Consider the following 18,494-nt stretch of genomic DNA (forward strand, 5'->3'; position numbering starts at 1 on the left):
GCGGTGGGCGGTGGGCGGCGAGATATGCACACGAGCTTCGCGGGTTCGTGTGCAGATTCGGGAAAGCGATTCTCTCGACGTGCAACCCCGAGGAGTAAGGTTCTAGCGGACTCTGCGATTTTCACTCTACAAATGACTTAGGTCCAAATGGTCCAAGTCAGACATGTATTCAAGATATCGTAATATGCCGATTCCCATCTGTAGAATATCTACAGCCGTGTTATGGTGAATCTCTTCACCATGGACTGCCTCATTACAGACCTTTCTGACCTTCTGTAGAGCATGCATAATTTTTGAAGATGCTCTACTCGAATTCTCAAGATGTGTTCGAAACTCTTGATGTGGTATCTGTCCAGGGTCAATATCAATTCCAAAAGACTCTAGATATTGCTTCTCCGCAATTTCCAGTCCAGCTCGAAGTTTAGTTAGCCCATATCGAGGGTCATAGTTCAGGTCCTTGTAGAGTTGTTTTTCGAACTTTCTGAGCTGAGGACTGGGTTCTGCGGGGATATTCTCAGCAAATTGAGGGATGGCTTTCACTCTACCGACTGTTTCTGGTGTGTCGGTTGTCGATACACCGTCTTCTATTTCTTCTTCAGTCTCACTCTCTTCTTCGCCCTCTTCTTCGCCCTCCTCTTCGCCCTCCTCTTCACTCTCTTCTTCAGTCTCACTCTCCCCCTCAACTTCGATTGATTGCTTAATGTCCTCAAACAGAGGCCTGACCTCAGCTTCAACAGCATCCACATCGTTTTGCAGGCCGATACCACCCATATTACCCACTTGCACCCATTCTAACTCTGGGATATATGGCAGGAATGCGATAGCTCCAAGCAACGCAACCATTTCCCAGTTGAGGTTAAACATCCCGGGAAAGAATGCATGTCCGAAGACAAGTACTACAGAAAATAATATCGAGAATATCGGAAAAACACGTTGAGCCTTCTCGAAATCATCGGTGGCCTCTGATTCTCTCTCCTCTCCCGGCATTATGTGCTGTTTAAACTACCGACCAGATAATAATTAGGCTCGATAGTATTCACAACGGGCTGTCTTCGAGTAGGATGAATAGTTTCGTATATCGTATGCTGAACTGTACGGTGTGTTTTGGATTGGTGGCCTTAGCCACACCCCTAACGGAGAACCGAACGGGGTCCGTGAGGTTCTCCGCGTGGGTGCGTCGGCGCGACCGCGCCGGCCGCTCGCGTCGAGCGCGCCCATCGCAACTGAGATTTCACTAACGAGCCGTCTCACGGCAAGTAGAATTGCGTAAAATCAGGTGTTGGACGGCGTTGCCACTATCCGCGGGCCGCGCTACCGGAGTATCTTCGTCGCGCGCTCGCTGGTGCGAATGTCGCTGTGAGACGTGTAGCGGACGACGGCAGCGCGGAACCGCTCGGGATCCTGACCTGCCGCCTTCCACTTCTCGTAGCCCGTTTTGATTTGCTGCACGACGTTCGCCGGTAGATTCGTCCTGTACGCCTTCCCGTCGGGTTCCATGCCTGTCAGGTCGATTTCGAGGGCATCCGCGCGGTTGCGGATGTCGACGCCGTGGCGGTTACACCACGCGACCCAATCAGCCATCGCGTCGGACGCCCCGCGCTCGGCGGCTTCGATGGCCTTCGCGGAGGTCTCGACAACCGTGCGCGTCGCCTCACGGGCGTCCTGCACGGCGTCGTGAACCATCTCGGCCACGTAGTCCGAGCGCAGCCCGACCTCGCCGTACTTCCGGGAGACGAGTTCCTCCATCGACCGCAGCGCCCGCCGGACACTCCCAACGTGGCGGCCGTTCACTTCCGCAATATCTTGGGGCGAGACTTCACCGCCGTCGGTGACGAGCGTGCTCAGTGATTCCCACTGGACGGGACTGAGGCCGTCGGTGAGGTGCCGCACGACGATACTCTCTTGCTCTTGGCGAATCCGGGCGAGGTCCAACTGAATCGGGTCCGGGCCGCGTTCGCTCGTCGACGGCGACCAGTAGGCGTCCATCTCGACGTACGGACCCCGGCCCATGTCACCTGGCGCAACGTCGAGGCCGGCGTCGGAGAGCACCGACAGCACCGTCTGGTCTAACTCACGTTCGAGCGCGACGAGATTCTCGTATCGCACCGTCTGCTCGCGCCCGAGCAAGGAGTGCTGAAGACTCGCACCGACCTTCGGGTGCGCCAGCGCTTCCGAGGCGTCCAGCGTGGCCGCCTCGCGGGCGTAGTAGTGCTTGACCTCCTTCGGGTACTGGTGGCCAGGGAACGCCTCACTGAGCCGCTGGGCGTCCAGCGTAGCCGTGTGGTAGTAGCCCTGCACGTTGTTCCCGTGCTCGTCGTTGTCGTTCTGAACGAGCTTCCGGTAGCCCGTCCGGTCGTCCTCCAGTAGATGCGCCATGGAGGCTATCGGCCCATCGCGAGCGTGGACGGGACCACTCGAATCGCGATGGAGGCGAGCGTACTTCTCGGCGTCCATGATGTTGCTCGTGTTCTCGGGATTCTGGAAGTACTGAGCGGAGAAGCCGAGGACGCGCGCGGCGGTCTGGAAGAGGTCCAGATACCGCGTGAATTCGATGTTCGACCCCTGGATGCGGAGGTCTACACCGTCGTTCTGCAGGGTCGGCGGCACCGGAATCTCGACAATCTCGCCGTCGTCTTTCTCGGCGTGGAGACCGCCCCAGCGCGGCGACATATGGGCGGTGAAATCTTGTTTTCCGACGGGGTCCTCGTCGGGGTGGCGCGCAATCTTGAACTGGAATTCGCGAATCGTGTCGTGCTGGACGCTCGTGCCGCCGTCGGTGACACCGCCGGTCGGCGGGAGCAATCCACCCTCGTCGCGATAGGAGAGGCGTGCAGTCCACTGTTCGCCGGCGTGCGTGAACTCGGCGCTCCGACTGCCGTCCGCATCTTTCACAAGAGCGTCCGAACCGAACCATGGGCCGAGGTCGTTCTCCGCGAAGTGAAGGTGCGCGTCGAACTCGTGCGGGGCGAGGTCGAGCGTCCTCACGGCGACCCCTCCACGGTGTCCGGGTCGAACAGGCGGCTCCACGCGAGCTGCCGATACCCCTTCTCGGCGCGGTCGCCATCGACGCTGGTCCAGCCGTCCGGGAGCAGTTCGTCGATGATGCTGGCGGGGACGGCGAGCATCGCGAGTACGCGCTGGTCGCGGGGGTTGTAGACCGCGAACAGGTACGCCGCCGACTCCGCAACGAGCGTTTCGTGCTGGCGCTGGCGGATGTAGAAGCGACCACGCGCGCCGCTGGCGAGCCGCCGCTGGGCGGCCTTAATCTCGACGGGCGTCCCGTCGGCCAGCAGCGGCGTACTGCCGAAGGTCACGCGGTCGCTCGGCTCGAACAGACCGGCAACGCGGGCGTCGTGCCACTCCGCGGTCGTGTCGCTAACGTAGCGCAGCGCGGGCACGAGGTTCAGCACTTCGGCTTCGATGGCCTCGCCGGCGGCCTTCGAGGACGTGCGAGCGCGGCTCACGCGCGACCACCCCACGCGGCCGGCCCGCTGTCGTAGATGAGCACGGCCAGCACGCCGAGCACGGCAGCGACGAGGCCGGTCAGGCCGGGGTTCGGGTAGACGGTCGTCAGGGCGTAGATGGCCGTCCAGAACTGCATCCAGAAGCCGAATCGAAGCCCGCCAGCATCGGCAACCTCGTGGGTCACCGCATGTCACCCCGTTCATGGCGGCAGTCGGGACAGACGTGCTGCGGGTCGTGAGTGCGACCGTCGCAGTACCGGCAGTCTTGAGGTTCAGGTTCCCCGCGTGCGGAGACCTTAGCCGGGTCGTTCCCGAGGCTCACAGCGACCGACCTCCGAACAGCGGCGCGTCGTGGTCGTCGTCGATGACGCCCAGCGGACTCAGGCCCGCGTCCTCGGGATCGTGGTCGGCGAGGTGGTCGGGGCGGGACTCGTCACGGGTGAACTCGTATCCGCATAGCGGGCAGTGCGTGAGCGTGACGAACCGGCGGCTCCGCGAGTAGGTCCGCGCGCGAAGACTCACGCCGACCACCCCCGTTTATCCCCGGTTTCCCAAACAGAACCGCAGGACTGCGTAGGCGCGGAACTGGTCGGCGGTTGGACTCTCCTCCCTCCGAAGGTTCGTTCCGTGTTCGCAGAACCGGAAGTTAGCGAATGGCGGTCGCTACGTAGTGAAGAACAGCAACCGACTACGCCGAAGAAACTGGGATGGACTCGTCGGGATTTGAACCCGAGGCCTTCCCCGTGCCAGGGGGATGATCTACCACTGATCTACGAGCCCTCGAACGCATTCCAACGTTTCCCGTGGTCGTTGATAAACCCCGCGAATTCATTTGGCGGCGCCACGGGGAGATGGAAACCCTTTACGTGCCCGAGGGCGTTCTCGCCTGTAGGGAACCACACGGCCGTAGATCCGACGGCGCCGCGCGGGTTCGGACGCAAATTGCGTCCGCTGGCGCGGCTTGGGACTGCGGTAGTGTTCCGGCACCAGTCGGTGCCGCCAGCGTTTCGTGTAGTTCCAATCCGAACAATGGCACGAATGCACACGCGCCGCCGCGGGTCGTCCGGCTCGGACCGCCCGGCGGCAGACGAACCACCGGAGTGGAGCGACGTAGACGAAGACGCAATCGAGGACCGCGTGGTGGAGCTCGCCGAGCAGGGGCACGACCCCTCGCAGATCGGCATGAAGCTCCGCGACGAGGGCGTGCAGGGCACGCCGATTCCGGACGTCAAGCTGGCGACCGGGAAGAAGGTCACCGAGATTCTCGAAGAGAACGACGCCAAGTCCGACCTGCCCGAGGACTTCCGTAACCTCCTCGAGCAGGCGATTCGGCTGCGCGAGCACGTTCAGGAGAACGGACAGGACCACCAGAACAAGCGCGCGCTCCAGAACACGGAGTCCAAAATCCGTCGGCTCGCCAACTACTACCGCGGCGACGAGCTCGACGAGGACTTCAAGTACTCCTACGAGAACGCGGTCGAACTGCTCGAATAGATGGCGACGACGGGACGCACCACAGCTGCGACCGAGCCCGACGCCGAGTCGGTGCTGGCCGACGCGGAGTTCGTCCGCGTGACGGCGGCGCCGACCGGCGGGAGCATCGCGGCCGCCGCGATGCTCGCCGGGGCGTGCGACGAGCACGACGTACCGTATCAGGTGCGCGTGACTCGCGGCGCGCCGTCGGTGCCGGACGCGGCGGAGACGTCCCTCGTGGCCGTCGGCGTCGAGTCGCCGGCTGCCGACGCGTCGTTCGTTGAGGACGCGCCGAACGCGGCCTTCGACGCGGCGCGGGAAGCCGGCGCGGACCCCGACCCAGTGGTGGCGTTCGCGGGCGCACTCGCTGACGGCGTCGAGCCGGCAAGTGACGTCCGGGAGGCCGCCGGACTGACGCGGCGCCCGGGCGTCGGGATTCCGACCGCGGACCTCGCGGCGGGACTGGCGCACTCGACGCGCGTCCACGCGTCGTTCTCGGGGGACGAGCAGGCGGCGGGCGCGACGCTCGCTGAGCTCGGCCTCCCGCCGGAACTCGACGAAGCGGCACAGCGCCGCCTCGCGTCGGTGGTCGCACTCGACGCGACCGGCACGACTGCGCGCGCCGCGGACCGCGTCGCGGACGTCCTCCGCCCGCACGAGACGCCCGCCGGCCCCTTCGAGACTGTCGAGGGGTTCGCGGACGTACTCGACGCGCTAGCGTGGACGGCGCCCGGACTGGGCGTCGCGCTGGCACAGGGTGCGGTCGACGCGCCGACGGCGCTGGACGCGTGGCGCGACCACGCGACCGACGCGCACGCGGCGGTCCGACGCGCGGACCCGTCGCGGTACAGCGCCCTCGAGGTCGTCGAGGCCGACGCCGCCCAGTCGACCGTCGCGCGACTCGTCCGGGACTACCGCGCTCGCGAGTCCGCGGTGCTCGTCGTCGACGACGACACAGCCGCGCTCGCGACGACCGACGTGGACGCCCGTGACGTCCTCCCGAACAGCGTGGGGACGTCGACGCTGGCGGTCGCAGCCGCCGAACCGAATCTCGTAGAAACCGTGCGGGGTGAACTATGACGCGGCACGCGACGATGACGACCGCGGTACCGGACCCGGAACTGGTCGCGGCCGCCGTCCGCCCCGACAACACCGCCGAGATGGACACGCGAGTCACGGAGGGCGCCGTCGTCACGCGCATCGAGCGCGACGACACGGGCGGCCTCCAGTCGACCGTCGACGACTACGTCGTGAACGTCACGGTGGCGACCGAGATTGTACAGCACGCAAACCGACACACGACACACGAATCATGAGCGAACGTTCCGTATCCAAGCAGAACCAAGAGAAACGGTGGTACACCGTGCTCGCGCCGGAGGAGTTCGACCGGCAGGAGCTCGGCGAGACGCCCGCCGAAGAGCCAGAACAGGTCTACGAACGAACCATCCAGACGACGCTCGACGAACTCGTCGACGGTGGCGAGAACAACGTCAAGCTCACCTTCCAGGTGACCGACGTCGGTAGCGACACCGCGTCCACGGAGTTCGTGAAGCACGAACTCACGCGGGACTACAAGCGCAGTCTCGTGCGCCGCGGGTCGTCGAAGATTGGCGTGACCATCACGGTCCTCACGACGGACGACTACCGCGTGAAGATTCAGCCGGTCGCGTACACCACGAAGCAGGCCGACCAGAGCCAGCAGAAGGCCATCCGCCGCACGATGATCGACCTCGTGGAGGAGGCCGGCGAGGAGCGCACGTTCGAGGCGCTCATCGACTCCATCACTGAGGGTCGGCTCTCCTCGGCCATCTACGACGAAGCGAACACCATCTACCCGCTTCGCCGCGTGGAAGTCCAGAAGGCGACGCTCGAAGCGCCGCCCGAGGAAGTCCACGAGGAAGAGGAGACGTCCGTCGGCGTCGACGAAGACGAAGCCTAAGCTTCCGACCGCCGGAAGTTCACACTTTTCGCGCGCTACGTGGACAGCGACAGCGCCGGTCGCGTCACTCGGTGACGACGACTTTCCCGAGCATCCCCGCGCCCTCGTGCGGGATACAGAAGTAGTAGTAGTCGCCGGGCACCTCGAAGGTGTGCTCGTAGGTCTCGCTCGGTTGGACGATGCCGCCGCCGTTGATGCTGTTCGCCCACGCTTCTCGGGCGGCGTTCTCGTCTTCGAATCCGCCGGACGCCCAGTAGTCGGCGCCCTCGGGGACGCCGTCGTCGTAGGCGGTGACGGTGTGGTTCCGCGAGCCGGTGTTCGCCCACACGACGGTGTCGCCGGCGGCGGCTTCGAACGTCGGCACGTCGTTCCCGCCGACGGCTGGCTCCGGGACGAACGCGTTCGACTGCATGCCGATGTCGTACTCGGAGCTAGACAGCGACGGCCCGATACACCCGGCCAGCGTCGCTGCGACGCCAGCCCCTGCGGCGGCGAGGAACGCCCGGCGTTGCATACTCGACAGTCGGACCGTCGGGCATTTATACGACGCGGTCCCGCCGACGCGAGCGCCGAAGCGGAGACGACGCGGGGCCGACGGGAGCACGGATGTAAACACGTAAGGACGCCTGCCGAGATGCGTGGAACATGCAACCCCGCTTCGTCGGCCGGTTGGGCGTCGCGGACGCCGTGACGGCGGCGAACGCGGCACTCGGGTTCGTGGCGGTGGTGGCGGCCACCGTCGACGTCGCGCTCGCCGCGCGACTGGTGTTGCTCGCCGCCATCGCCGACGGCCTCGACGGCGTGCTCGCACGCAAGTACGGCGGGACGCCGGCCGGCGAACACCTCGACTCGCTGGCGGACGTGGCGTCGTTCTCCGTCGCGCCGGCGTTCCTCGTCGCTATTGTCGCCCGTAACGCGTGGGGCTTCGAGAGCAGGTGGGGCGCCGTCGCGCTCGCCGCGTGCGCGCTGTTCGTCGCCGCGGGCGTCGTCCGCCTCGGCCTCTACACGGCCTACGACACGGGCAACGACCACACCGAGGGCGTGCCGACGACGCTCGCCGCGACGCTGCTGGCGGCGGGCGTGCTCGCCGGCGTCGGCGGCCCGAAAATCGCTGTCGTCGCCGTCGTCGCGCTCACCGCGCTGATGGTCTCCTCGATTACGTACCCCGACCTCTACTCGCGGGACGCGCTCGCGATGGGCGCCGTGCAGGCCGCTGCCGTACTCGCGCCGACGCTCGGCCCGCGGCTGTTCCCGCGGGCCCTGCTGGCGTGGGCGTGTGCGTACCTCGTGCTCGCGCCGCGGTTCTACTGGCGCGGCGAAGGGAAACGCTCATAGGCGCGCTGGCGGAAGAACGTGGTATGAGCGACGGGGACGAGGAACCCGAGGAGTCGGCCGACGCGCCGGCCCCGGACGTGGACGTAGAAACGCTTCAGGGGCGTCTCGACGACGCCGCCGACGCCCTCGAAAACGCCGAGACCGAGGCCGACCTCGACGACGCCGAAGCCGTCCTCGACGGCGTCGAGTCCGACCTCGAAGCGGCGGACCTCCCGGAACCCGACGACGAAGACGAAGAGGACCCCGCCGACGAAATCGAGTCCCGGCTGTCCGAACTCCGCGACGACCTCGAAGCCCAGCGCGGGCCGTACGCCGAGGACGTCGTCGCGGCAATCGAGGACGCCCAGTCCACGCTGGAGTCGACGCGCTGGACCGAACAGGGCGAAGAACAGCTCCAGACCGCCGTCGAGGAGTACCTCGACGACGCCGGCGAGCCCCTCGACGAGACGTTCGACGGCGCTGACGAGGCCGACCCCGAGGCGCTCGCAGCGGCGCTCGGCGAGGTCGCCGAGGCCGTCGGCGCTGCCGGTCTCGACGCCGACGAGGACGCCGAAAACATCGAAGCACTGACTGAAGTGACCGAAGCGCTCACCGCGGGCGTCGAGGACGCCCAAGCGTGGGACGACCTCTCGGTCCGACAGAAGCTCCGCGCGGAAGGCTACTACGACGTGATGGGCCAGAAGCACAAGGACTTCCCGCCGGAGTGGACGGCGCTCAAGCAGTGGGAGCAACGCGAGAACGTCGATATGATTCTGCTCTGCCTCGAACACATGGGCGACTCCGAGTTCATGGAGCGCCACTGCTTGGAGGCGCTCAAGCGCGTCGCCAGCGAGGAAGCCCTCGACGAGGTCGGCCAGCGCGCCGCGCGCCGCGACACGCTCGCGGTCGAAATCGTCGGCCGCATCGGCAGCGAGGACGGCATCGAGCACGTCATCGACTTCATCGACGCCGACGGCAACCCGGACCTCCGCACGACCGCGCTGAAGTCCCTCGGCGAAATCGGCAGCGAGGAGACGACCCAAGACGTCGCCGACCAGCTCGTCGCCGACAACGACAGCGTGCGCAGCCGCGCGGCGCGCACGCTGGGCCTCATCGGTGACACGCGCGCCATCGCGCCGCTGACGGACGTGCTCGCCGACGACGACAGCGACACGGTGCGCGCGTCCGCCGCGTGGGCGCTCGTCCAAATCGGCACCGAGCGCGCGCTCGAAGCCGCCGCCGAGTACGCCGACGACCGCGCGTACATCGTCGAACAGGAGGCCCAGAAGGCCGCCGACGCGCTCGACGCCGGCGCCGCCGAAGCCGCCGCGTAACCCTTCTCGCACTCCCCGACCTTTAGGTACGAAGCCGGGACCAACCCGGGGCGTGCTCGCGCGCCTCGCGGTCGCCGTCCTGCTCGCGTCGGCGACCATCACGGCTGTCGCGCCGAACCCAGCCAGCGACGGCGACGCCGGCGAGTTCGTCGCCGTCACGTTCGACGAACCGACGAACACGACCGGCTGGACGCTCGCCGACAGCAACGACGCCGCGCGACTCCCGAACCGCACGCTCTCGGGAACGGTCGCGCTCTCGACCCAGCCGGAAGTAGCCCGGAACCGCACGGAGTACCCGGTCGTCGGATTGACCGGCTCGCTCGCGCTCGCGAACGGCGGCGAGACGGTCGAACTCCGCGCCGGGAACCACACCCTCAGCGAACTCGCGTACGCGGACGCGCCGACCGCCGAGCGGTGGAACGGGAACGAGTGGACGCCGCTGGGCGCGTCGTCGTTCGCACCGCTCGCCGCCGCGAACGTCTCCGTGTCCGCGTTCGCGCTCCCGGACGCCGCCGGTCCGCCACTCGACGTGCTGGAGTCCGCACAGAACCGCCTCTTCCTCGCAGGCTACACGTTCACGTCCGCTCGCGCCACCCGCGCGCTCGTCGCGGCCGCCGAGCGCGGCGTGGACGTGCGCGTACTCGTGGAGGGCGGCGTCGCCGGCGGCGCACCCAGCCCCGAGGACCAACGACTCGACGCGCTCCGGGATGCTGGTGTCGACGTGCGCGTCCTCGACGGCGAGCGCGCACGCTACAGCTTCCACCACGCGAAGTACGCCGTCGCCGACGACCGCGCGGTCGTGCTCTCGGAGAACTGGAAGCCCTCCGGCAGCGGCGGCCACGGCAACCGCGGGTGGGGCGTCACCGTCGTGGACCCTGCCGTCGCTGATTACCTCGCGGGCGTGTTCCGTGCGGACATTGGCTGGCCGGACGCCAAACCGTGGCGGGGCGTCCGCGAGAACTTCACCGTCGTCGACGGTGAACCGGCGACTGCGTCGTACCCGACGCGGTTCCCGCCGGTCGACGCGCGAGCCGACAGCGTCCGCGTGCTGGTCGCACCCGACAACGCGCGCGCCGGCGTCCGGAACCTCGTCCGGTCAGCCGAGGAGTCGCTGGTCGTCGAACAGGCGAGCCTCGACCGAAACAGCGCGTTCACGAACTGGACGCTCGACGCCGCGCGCCGCGGCGTCCGCGTGCGCGTGTTGCTCTCTGGGAAGTGGTACGCCCGCGACGCCAACCGCAACACCACCGAGCGCTTGAACCGCGTCGCCGCCGCGGAAGGGCTGAATCTCGACGCGCGACTCGTCGAGCCGCGGTCGCGCTTCGAGAAAGTCCACGTCAAGGGCGCCGTCGTGGACGGCGAGCGCGCGCTCGTCGGGAGCCTGAACTGGAACGAGCACGCCGCCACCGAGAACCGCGAAGTCGTGGTCGTCGTCGACGACGACTCGGTCGCGCGCTACTTCCAGCGCGCGTTCCGCGCGGACTGGCGCGGCGGCGCGTGGCGGCTTCCCGTCTCGCTCGCGGTGGTCGTCGCCATTGTCGTAGCCGCCGCTGCGGGCTGTGTTCGACGCGTCGAGTTCGGCGGCGACAGCGACGTCGGCCGCGACGGCTTCTGGCAGGAGAACAGGGAGCGCTGACTACCGCTTGGGCGCCGTGTGGAGTTCCTCGTCGAGTTCGGCTTCCGCCATCTTCTCGATGAGGGCGTCCAGCACTTCCTCGCGCATCCCGGGAACGAAGCGGATGGAGCCGACGACGAGGTGGCCGCCGCCGGAGACGCCCGCGCCCGGCAGTTCCTCGTTGAGTTCCTCGACCATCGTCGGGATGTCGAGGCGCACGCCGTCGCTGCGGAGGACCGCGAAGTCCGGGCCGTAGCCGATTGTGATGACGGGTTCGCCCGTCTCCTCGACTTTCCGGTCGTGGATTTCGCCCGTGGTCTTCCCCGGCGCGGGGTACGTGAACCGGTGGGCGTGGTTCTCCACGTCGATGCGGTAGAGGTTCGCGCCGTTCGCGACGCGCTCGTGTTCGACGTGCGGGGACGCCGCGTCGAGCTGCTCGGCGACGTCCTCGGCGGCGCGGTTCGCGAGGAACGGCACGAGTTCGCGGTGGCGCTCCTCGTCGCCGTCGACGTTCAGCACGTCGTTGATGAGCTGCGTGCCGGGGTCGTAGCGCAGCATGTACGCCTCGTAGTCCAGCGCCTCGCTGATGTTCTGGAGGAACTCCTCGTCGTAGCCCGCGTCGCGCGCGAGTTCGAGGTAGTCGCCCATCTCGTCGGCCTTCGAGCGGTCCGAGAGGCCGGCGACCGCGGGGACGTGTTCGAGTTCCTCGGTGAGACCGGGGTAAATCATGCGCGCGAGTTCGACGCACAGCATCCCCGTGGTGATGCGGTAGTCCTCGCCGTGGAGGTAGGGGTTGACGTGCTCCTCGACGAGCGGGTCGACGGCCTCGGGGTCGGGGTGGTGGTGGTCGACGACGACGATGGGGATGTCGTAGTTGTCAAGCGCCTTGTACGCGGGCGTGTCCTCCTCTGTGCTGCCGTTGTCCAGCATGAGCAGCAGCGGGAGCTTCTGCCCGTGGCGCGCGCGGTCTTCGAGCGCGAAGTTGAGGTCGCGGGTGGCGTCCTCCATCTCGTAGTACGGCGCCTTGCTCGGGAGGCGCTTGAGGAGGTGGCGGGCGGCGTCGGCGTCCTGGTGGGCGTCCTCGATGAACTGCGTGAGCGCGTACTGGACGGGGACGCTCGCGGCCATCCCGTCACCGTCGGCGTGGTGGCGCATCCGAATCGGGCGGCCTTCCAGTACCGCGCGGCGGAGCGTGCGCGCGACCGAGCGCAGTTCCGGCAACATCCCTTCGAGGGCGGGCCAGTCGACCAGCGGGTCGACGTCGATGGGTTCGGCGCGCTCGGCGAGCGCGGCGTCGAGGCGGCCCGCGACCTCGGCGGCCTCGTCGCCTTCCAGCACGTCGATTTCGGTGACTTCCACCTGGTAGGTCCCCTCGCGCTCCTCGACGTCGCCTTTCACGTGGACGAGGTCCCCGACTTCGACGACCGGGTGCGCGCGGACGCCGGCGGCCTCGAAGGCCGTACACGGCACGGCGCTGGTCTCGTCGCGGACGCGGAAGATGGTCGGGCCCGCAGTCTGCTTGATTTGGACGACTTCGCCCTCGACGTGGACGGTCTCGCCGACCCGGTCACCGACCGTCTCGGCGTCCACGCGGTCGTAGCTGTGCGCGCGCTCGACGGTTTCGTAGTCGTCGAGGGTTGCGAGTTCGAAGCTCAGGTCGCCGTTGTCGCGGACTTCCGTGAGCTTCACGACGACGTCGTCGTCGACGTCGAGGTCCTGCTCGCCGTCGAACGTGGACTCGTGGACGAGCCCGGAGACGTGCTCGGAGAGGTCGACGAAGACGCCGTAGTCGACGACGCCGTTGACGGTCGCGTGGTAGTACTCGCCGGATTCGACCTCCTGTGTGGTACACGAGGCGTGGAGGTCGACGACGACCGGGCGGTCGGCCCCGTCGTCGGAGGAAGCGTCAGTCATCTTGAGCCTAAATTCGGCGTCTGCGTTTTTAACCCTTTTCAAGCCTGTTTGCGGCCGAACGCGAAACTCCCAGAGCGCTTCCGGAAGCCTCAACAGTCACCGCCGCGGAGTACCGACTATGCTGTTCGGAGGGCGTCCCGACGTCGTCGGCATCGCACGGGAAGCCCTAGAGTTCGCGATGGAGGCCGCCGAGGACAGCCATCCCAACGAGTACCTCGGCCTGCTGCGCGCGACGCCCGCCAAGGAGTTCGACGAGGGCCCCGACGACGGCTACGTCGTCACGGACGTGTTGATGGTGCCGGGCACCGAGACCAACCCCGTGAGCGCGACGTTCAACTCCAGTCAAGTCCCCAACGACATGCGCACCGTGGGGAGTGTTCACTCCCACCCCAACGGCGTGCTCGCGCCCTCGGACGCGGACCGCGCGACGTTCGGCAAGGGGAGCGTTCACGTCATCCTCGGCGCGCCCTACGACCCGAACTCGTGGCGCGCGTTCGACAACGAGGGCGAACCTCGGAACCTCGACGTCTACGACGTCCCGCTCCCCGAACCCGAATCGTTTTTCGACTTCACGCAGGAAGACATCGACGAGGAACTGTGAGACGAGTCGTCGCGCAGGGGACCTTCGACCTGATTCACCCCGGCCACATTCACTACCTGGAGGACGCTGCCGCGATGGGTGACGAACTGCACGTCATCGTCGCGCGCCGCGAGAACGTCACCCACAAGGAACCGCCGGTGCTCCCGAACCGCCAGCGCCGCGACGTCGTCGCCGCCCTCGACGCCGTCGACCACGCCCGCGTCGGCCACGACTCGGATATCTTCGCCCCCATCGAGGACATCGACCCGGACGTCATCGCGCTCGGCTTCGACCAGCACCACGACGACGACGCCATCGAAGCCGAACTCGCGGACCGCGGCGTCGACTGTGAAGTCGAGCGTGCGTCCGCTCGCGAGAAGCGCTACGACGACGAAGTACTGTCTACGGGCGACATCGTCGACCGGATTCTCGACCAGCGCGGCTAGGGTTGTTTTTGGCAGTTTGTTCGCTCGACTCTATCGGCGACATCTCCTCGAAAGCCCCCGCTCGCTCGCGGTCGCTCCCCAGCATATCGCCTCCCTACGGTCGGCGATAGCGGCTGGCGAGACGACCACGTGAACGCGAGCGAGCGGCCCCTTTCAGTCCCACCCATCGTTGATTGCCCAACTGGCCCTTCGCCTGTTGAGTTTCCGATAGGCTGGGACTTCGAAAAGGGCTGCGCGCTCGCGCTTGCCTGGTCGGTTCGCGACGCGAGCACCGCAGCGTAGCGAGGAGCGCGGCGAGCGACCGCGAGCGCGCAGGGGCTTCCGGGGGAGAACGTCTCGCTAGCGGTCAGTTCTACGAGAGAACGGGCAGAGAAACCGTGCTACAGCCCGAGTTCGCGGCCGATGACGAGGTGTTGTATCTCACTCGTTCCCTCGCCAATCTCCATGAGTTTGGCGTCGCGGAAGAATCGCTGGGGAGCGAAGTCCGTGGTGTAGCCGTAGCCGCCGAGCGTCTGGACGGCGTCCTCGGCGACTTCACGGGCGGCCTCGCTGGCATCGAGTTTCGCGAGCGCCGACTCCTGGGTGACGGATTCGCCGTTGTCGTAGCGCGTCGCGGCCTTGTGCGTGAGGAGGCGGGCGCGCTCGGTCTTCCGGTGCATGGAGACGAGCTTGTTCCGGATGGCGTCGAACTCCGAGATGGGCTGGCCGAACTGCTCGCGCTCGACGGCGTACTCCTTGGCGGCCTCGTAGGCGCCCTGTGCGAGGCCCGTAGAGAGCGCGGCGATGGAGATGCGGCCGCCGTCGAGAGTCTTCTTCGTCTGCTCCCAGCCCTCGCCCTCCTCTCCGAGCAGGCGCTCGGCGGGAATCTGGCAGTCGTCGAACTGAATCTCGCAGGTCGGGGAGGCGTTCAACCCCATCTTGTCCCACTCGGTCGTGACCTCGAAGCCGTCGTCTTCCTCGGGGTCGACGATGAACGTGGAGATGCCGCCGTAGCCCGCGTCGGGGTCCGTGACGGCCTTCACGAGCACGCTGCCCGCGACGGAGGCGTTCGTGATGAACTGCTTCGTGCCGTTGAGCACGTACTCGTCGCCCTCGCGCTCCGCGGTCGTGTCCATGTCGCTGGCGTCGCTACCGCTGTCGGGTTCGGTGAGCGCCCACGACCCGAGGTACTCGCCCTCCGCGAGCGGGCGCAGCCAGCGTTCCTTCTGCTCGGCCGTGCCGAACAGCTCTATCGGCTTCGACGCCAGCGAGACGTGCGCGGCGTACGACAGCCCGATGGAGCCCGAGACGCGCCCGAGCTCCTCCGCGACGAGCGCGTACATCAGTTGGTCGCCGCCGAGCCCGCCGTACTCCTCGCTGACGGGCACGCCCATCATGTCGAGGTCCGCGAGCTCCTCGAACACCTCCGCCGGGAAGCGGTGTTCCTCCTCGATGTCCCACGCGATAGGCTCGATTTCGGCCTCCGCGAACTCCCTGACAGTGTCCCGAATCATCCGGTGTTCGTCGGGAAGGTCGAAGTCCATACTGCAAACTTTGCCACCGACAGCATAAACACACCGGAACGACCGTGAACGATTCCGCCGTTCGGTCGGTTCGCGGCCGCTCTCCGTGGGTCGCGCAGTGTTTCCACTCTCGGCAGCGTGGCCTCGAACACGTGGCTCTCGGGTCGCTTCACTCACGGCTCCCTACGGTCGCCGTTCGTCGGTTCGTGTCCTCGCTTCGCTCGGACAGCGCTCCCCGCTCGCTCTAACGTGCTCTCCCTACGGTCGAGCACGCTGCTCGCGGCTCACTCCGCTCACGGTTCACTGCGTTCACCGTTCGTCGTTTCGTGCTCTCCCATTCGGTCGAGCACGCGTTCGCCGCTCACGATAACGTGGCCTCCCTGCGGTCGGCCACGCACCCACCGGAATTTTATTCGCGCGGCCCCTCTCGTCGGTGTGAGCATCCGCCAGTTCGTCCGCGGGACCGTCCCGTGGGAGTCGTTGGAAGCCGTCGCCCGCGAGGTCGCGGACCGCTACGACCAGTCGTCGGTCCGGGTGACGTTCCTGGAGACGGACAACTGGCTGTCGACGCCCTGCGTCGTCAACGACCGCTGGTTCGTGAAGGTGATTTCGGGCCAGAACGCGCTCGTCCACGCGCTGTTCACGGGTGCGCGGAACCTCGGCGCGTTCTCCAGCGGGCGCGAGGGCTTTTTCGAGCCCTTCGACGGTCCCGTCGAGATGGCCGAACACGAACTCGAAGCCACGCGGCGACTCCGCGACCTCGGCGTGAACGCGCCCGAACCCGTGGAGGCGTTCGAGGTGGACGGCCTCGGCGTGCTCGTCCTCGAATATCTCCCCGACTTCCGCCCGCTGGACGACCTCCCCGAGGCGGACGTCGAGCGGTACGCGCCGGAGTTGTTCGGTGCGCTCGCGACGATGCACGAGAACGGCGTCGCGCACGGCGACCTGCGCGGCGAGAACGTCCTCGTCTACGAGGGCGAACTCTACTTCATCGACGCGACGAACGTCGCCGAGGACGGCCTCGACGGTGCCCGGGCCTACGACCTCGCCTGCGCGCTGGCCGCGCTCGAACCGCTCGTCGGCGCGCAGACCGCCGTCGACGTGGCGCTGGACGCCTACGACACCGGCGACGGCGCGCGGACGCGAGCGGACAACGCCGCGGCGCTGCTGGACGCACAGGACTTCCTGAGTTTCGTCCAGATTCGCCCCGACCACGCCTTCGACGCGGCGTCGCTGACGGGCGAAATCGAGAAGGCGGCTACCGGCCCCGGCGACGCAGCGCGCTGACTGACGTCGAACCCACAAGGTGTACCTTTTTCACCACGCCCGTCGCAGTTTTTGCCGATGACGTACCAGCATTACATCGACGGCGAGTGGGTCGACGGCCACGGGACCGAGACCTTCGAGAGCGAGAACCCCGCGACCGGCGAGTCGCTCGGTGAGTTCCACCGCGGCACCGAAGCCGATGTCCGCGAAGCCGCCGCGGCCGCCGACGAGGCGTTCGAGGAGTGGCGCGAACTCTCCCACATCGACCGCGCGGAGTACCTCTGGGGCATCTACCACGAGCTCAAGGAGCGCCACGAGGAACTCGGCGAAGTCGTCACCAAGGAGTGCGGCAAGGAAATCAGCGAGGGGAAAGCCGACGTCACCGAGGCGTGGCACATGGTCGAGTGGGCGGCCGGCGACGCCCGCCACCCGAAAGGCGACGTGGTGCCCTCCGAGATTCCGAGCAAGGACGCCTACATGCGCCGCAAGCCCCGCGGCGTCGTGGGCTGTATCACGCCGTGGAACTTCCCCGTCGCCATTCCGTTCTGGCACATGGCCGTCTCGCTCGTCGAGGGCAACACCGTCGTCTGGAAGCCCGCCGAGCAGACGCCGTGGTGCGGTCAGATTATCGCGGAGATGTTCGAGGCGTCCGGGATTCCGGACGGCGTGTTCAACATGGTGCAGGGTTACGGCGACGCGGGCGCCGCCGTCGTCGACGACGACCGCGTGGACACGGTGCTGTTCACCGGGTCCGCGGAGGTCGGCCACGAAATCGCACAAGAAGTCGCCAGCGACTCCGGGAAACTCGCGGCCTGCGAGATGGGCGGAAAGAACGGCATCGTCATCACGGAAGAAGCGGACCTCGACATCGCCGTCCACTCGGCAGTGATGAGCTCGTTCAAGACGACCGGCCAGCGCTGCGTCTCTAGCGAGCGCCTCATCGTCCACGAGGGCGTCTACGACGAGTTCAAGGAGCGCTTCGTCGAGGTCGCGGAGTCGGTCGCGGTCGGCGACCCGCTCGACGAGGACACGTTCATGGGCCCCGCTATCGAGCCCGAGCACGTCGAGAAGATTCGGGAGTACAACGACCTCGCTCGCGAGGAGGCGACGAACGTGCTCGTCGACCGCGCGAACCTCGACGACGAGGAAATCCCCGAGGGGCACGAGAACGGCCACTGGGTCGGTCCGTTCGTCTACGAGGTCGACTACGACCCGAGCCTCCGCTGCCTCAAGGAGGAGGTGTTCGGCCCGCACGTCGCGCTCGTGGAGTACTCCGGGGACATCGAGCGCGCCGTCGAGATTCACAACGACACCCCATACGGGCTCGCCGGCGCCGTCATCAGCGAGGACTACCGCCAAATCAACTACTACCGCGACCACGCCGAGGTCGGCCTCGCGTACGGCAACCTCCCCTGCATCGGCGCGGAAGTCCAGTTGCCGTTCGGCGGCGTCAAGAAGTCCGGCAACGGCTACCCGAGCGCTCGCGAGGTCATCGAAGCCGTCACCGAGCGCACCGCGTGGACGCTCAACAACAGCAAAGAAATCGAGATGGCACAGGGCCTCTCCGCGGACATCAAGACCGGCGACGACTGAGCGGCCGGTAGCGGTCCTGGTGGAATCTCCAAGGGCGAACGCCGAACGAAGTGA

At 66.9% G+C, this 18,494-nt stretch carries 19 protein-coding genes and 1 tRNA gene; 11 read left to right on the forward strand and 9 right to left on the reverse strand.

All coding sequences use genetic code 11. From position 1 onward, the window contains the following. Positions 1-126: 126 nt before the first annotated feature. From AVZ66_RS16115 to AVZ66_RS03820, 6 genes are all read right to left on the reverse strand, one after another. Positions 127-987 carry a hypothetical protein gene (locus tag AVZ66_RS16115; RefSeq protein WP_157575588.1) on the reverse strand — a complete coding sequence of 287 codons (861 nt, stop codon included), beginning with the start codon at positions 985-987 and terminating at the stop codon, positions 127-129. A 324-nt stretch (positions 988-1,311) separates the two neighbouring features. Beyond that, positions 1,312-2,985, reverse strand: a complete 1,674-nt coding sequence (locus AVZ66_RS03805) for a MarR family transcriptional regulator (protein ID WP_058981975.1) — start codon at positions 2,983-2,985, stop codon at positions 1,312-1,314. Then, entirely contained in the window at positions 2,982-3,464 is a 483-nt protein-coding gene (locus AVZ66_RS03810; protein ID WP_082678764.1) for a hypothetical protein, read from the reverse strand. The genes AVZ66_RS03805 and AVZ66_RS03810 overlap by 4 nt, the downstream gene beginning before the upstream one ends. Continuing rightward, entirely contained in the window at positions 3,461-3,649 is a 189-nt protein-coding gene (locus AVZ66_RS16120) for a hypothetical protein (protein ID WP_157575589.1), read from the reverse strand. The genes AVZ66_RS03810 and AVZ66_RS16120 overlap by 4 nt, the downstream gene beginning before the upstream one ends. Before the next feature lie 133 nt (positions 3,650-3,782). Then, on the reverse strand, positions 3,783-3,986 hold the full coding sequence (locus AVZ66_RS03815) for a hypothetical protein (RefSeq protein ID WP_157575590.1): 204 nt from the start codon (positions 3,984-3,986) through the stop codon (positions 3,783-3,785). 186 nt (positions 3,987-4,172) lie between these two features. Further along, positions 4,173-4,244, reverse strand: a tRNA-Ala gene (locus tag AVZ66_RS03820). Positions 4,245-4,493: 249 nt separating this feature from the next. On the opposite strand from AVZ66_RS03820, the gene AVZ66_RS03825 reads away from it, so the two are divergent. From AVZ66_RS03825 to AVZ66_RS03840, 4 genes are read left to right on the forward strand one after another with little or no spacing between them, the layout of a single operon-like run. Beyond that, complete coding sequence (locus AVZ66_RS03825; protein WP_058981981.1) at positions 4,494-4,958, forward strand: 30S ribosomal protein S15; 465 nt, start codon at positions 4,494-4,496, stop codon at positions 4,956-4,958. Beyond that, the gene (locus tag AVZ66_RS03830) at positions 4,959-6,017 is read left to right on the forward strand and encodes a hypothetical protein (RefSeq protein WP_058981983.1); all 1,059 of its coding nucleotides are present in this window, start codon (positions 4,959-4,961) and stop codon (positions 6,015-6,017) included. It abuts the gene before it with no gap. Next, positions 6,014-6,253, forward strand: a complete 240-nt coding sequence (locus AVZ66_RS03835; RefSeq protein WP_058981984.1) for a KEOPS complex subunit Pcc1 — start codon at positions 6,014-6,016, stop codon at positions 6,251-6,253. The genes AVZ66_RS03830 and AVZ66_RS03835 overlap by 4 nt, the downstream gene beginning before the upstream one ends. Beyond that, positions 6,250-6,876 carry a 30S ribosomal protein S3ae gene (locus AVZ66_RS03840; protein WP_058981985.1) on the forward strand — a complete coding sequence of 209 codons (627 nt, stop codon included), beginning with the start codon at positions 6,250-6,252 and terminating at the stop codon, positions 6,874-6,876. Before AVZ66_RS03835 ends, AVZ66_RS03840 begins: the two co-directional genes overlap by 4 nt. A 64-nt stretch (positions 6,877-6,940) precedes the next feature. On the opposite strand, the gene AVZ66_RS03845 is transcribed toward AVZ66_RS03840, so the two are convergent. After that, the gene (locus AVZ66_RS03845; protein ID WP_058981986.1) at positions 6,941-7,390 is read right to left on the reverse strand and encodes a plastocyanin/azurin family copper-binding protein; all 450 of its coding nucleotides are present in this window, start codon (positions 7,388-7,390) and stop codon (positions 6,941-6,943) included. 131 nt (positions 7,391-7,521) lie between these two features. On the opposite strand from AVZ66_RS03845, the gene AVZ66_RS03850 reads away from it, so the two are divergent. Genes AVZ66_RS03850 through AVZ66_RS03860 form a run of 3 tightly spaced genes read left to right on the forward strand, consistent with a single transcriptional unit; the run spans position 7,522 to position 11,160 of the window. Beyond that, the gene (locus tag AVZ66_RS03850) at positions 7,522-8,211 is read left to right on the forward strand and encodes a protein sorting system archaetidylserine synthase (RefSeq protein WP_058981988.1); all 690 of its coding nucleotides are present in this window, start codon (positions 7,522-7,524) and stop codon (positions 8,209-8,211) included. A gap of 23 nt (positions 8,212-8,234) precedes the next feature. Then, complete coding sequence (locus AVZ66_RS03855; protein WP_058981990.1) at positions 8,235-9,524, forward strand: HEAT repeat domain-containing protein; 1,290 nt, start codon at positions 8,235-8,237, stop codon at positions 9,522-9,524. Positions 9,525-9,576: 52 nt separating this feature from the next. Beyond that, complete coding sequence (locus AVZ66_RS03860; protein ID WP_058981992.1) at positions 9,577-11,160, forward strand: phospholipase D-like domain-containing protein; 1,584 nt, start codon at positions 9,577-9,579, stop codon at positions 11,158-11,160. Here the strand turns inward: AVZ66_RS03860 and AVZ66_RS03865 are convergent, their stop codons facing one another. Next, the gene (locus AVZ66_RS03865; RefSeq protein ID WP_058981994.1) at positions 11,161-13,053 is read right to left on the reverse strand and encodes a DHH family phosphoesterase; all 1,893 of its coding nucleotides are present in this window, start codon (positions 13,051-13,053) and stop codon (positions 11,161-11,163) included. Between the two features lie 118 nt (positions 13,054-13,171). Here AVZ66_RS03865 and AVZ66_RS03870 point away from each other — a divergent pair, with 118 nt between their 5' ends. After that, positions 13,172-13,654 carry a Mov34/MPN/PAD-1 family protein gene (locus AVZ66_RS03870; protein WP_058981996.1) on the forward strand — a complete coding sequence of 161 codons (483 nt, stop codon included), beginning with the start codon at positions 13,172-13,174 and terminating at the stop codon, positions 13,652-13,654. Next, entirely contained in the window at positions 13,651-14,079 is a 429-nt protein-coding gene (locus AVZ66_RS03875) for an adenylyltransferase/cytidyltransferase family protein (protein ID WP_058981998.1), read from the forward strand. Before AVZ66_RS03870 ends, AVZ66_RS03875 begins: the two co-directional genes overlap by 4 nt. Positions 14,080-14,459: 380 nt before the next feature. Here AVZ66_RS03875 and AVZ66_RS03880 read toward each other — a convergent pair whose 3' ends face one another. After that, a complete protein-coding gene (locus AVZ66_RS03880) occupies positions 14,460-15,602 on the reverse strand; it encodes an acyl-CoA dehydrogenase family protein (protein ID WP_058982000.1) in 1,143 nt (380 codons plus the stop codon). A gap of 414 nt (positions 15,603-16,016) precedes the next feature. On the opposite strand from AVZ66_RS03880, the gene AVZ66_RS03885 reads away from it, so the two are divergent. Further along, positions 16,017-16,868, forward strand: a complete 852-nt coding sequence (locus AVZ66_RS03885; protein WP_058982002.1) for an RIO1 family regulatory kinase/ATPase — start codon at positions 16,017-16,019, stop codon at positions 16,866-16,868. Positions 16,869-16,925: 57 nt separating this feature from the next. Further along, a complete protein-coding gene (locus AVZ66_RS03890) occupies positions 16,926-18,440 on the forward strand; it encodes an aldehyde dehydrogenase family protein (RefSeq protein ID WP_058982004.1) in 1,515 nt (504 codons plus the stop codon). Positions 18,441-18,494 lie beyond the last annotated feature (54 nt).

This window comes from Halobacterium sp. CBA1132, assembly GCF_001485535.1.
Classification (GTDB): Archaea; Halobacteriota; Halobacteria; order Halobacteriales; family Halobacteriaceae; genus Halobacterium.

Coding starts and splice junctions, on each gene's coding strand:
- AVZ66_RS03890 (WP_058982004.1), top strand. CDS start 16,926: ATGACGTACCAGCATTACATCGACGGCGAGTGGGTCGACGGCCACGGG.
- AVZ66_RS03840 (WP_058981985.1), top strand. CDS start 6,250: ATGAGCGAACGTTCCGTATCCAAGCAGAACCAAGAGAAACGGTGGTAC.
- AVZ66_RS03835 (WP_058981984.1), top strand. CDS start 6,014: ATGACGCGGCACGCGACGATGACGACCGCGGTACCGGACCCGGAACTG.
- AVZ66_RS03880 (WP_058982000.1), bottom strand. CDS start 15,602: ATGGACTTCGACCTTCCCGACGAACACCGGATGATTCGGGACACTGTC.
- AVZ66_RS03870 (WP_058981996.1), top strand. CDS start 13,172: ATGCTGTTCGGAGGGCGTCCCGACGTCGTCGGCATCGCACGGGAAGCC.
- AVZ66_RS03830 (WP_058981983.1), top strand. CDS start 4,959: ATGGCGACGACGGGACGCACCACAGCTGCGACCGAGCCCGACGCCGAG.
- AVZ66_RS03825 (WP_058981981.1), top strand. CDS start 4,494: ATGGCACGAATGCACACGCGCCGCCGCGGGTCGTCCGGCTCGGACCGC.
- AVZ66_RS03850 (WP_058981988.1), top strand. CDS start 7,522: ATGCAACCCCGCTTCGTCGGCCGGTTGGGCGTCGCGGACGCCGTGACG.
- AVZ66_RS16115 (WP_157575588.1), bottom strand. CDS start 987: ATGCCGGGAGAGGAGAGAGAATCAGAGGCCACCGATGATTTCGAGAAG.
- AVZ66_RS03855 (WP_058981990.1), top strand. CDS start 8,235: ATGAGCGACGGGGACGAGGAACCCGAGGAGTCGGCCGACGCGCCGGCC.
- AVZ66_RS03865 (WP_058981994.1), bottom strand. CDS start 13,053: ATGACTGACGCTTCCTCCGACGACGGGGCCGACCGCCCGGTCGTCGTC.
- AVZ66_RS03845 (WP_058981986.1), bottom strand. CDS start 7,390: ATGCAACGCCGGGCGTTCCTCGCCGCCGCAGGGGCTGGCGTCGCAGCG.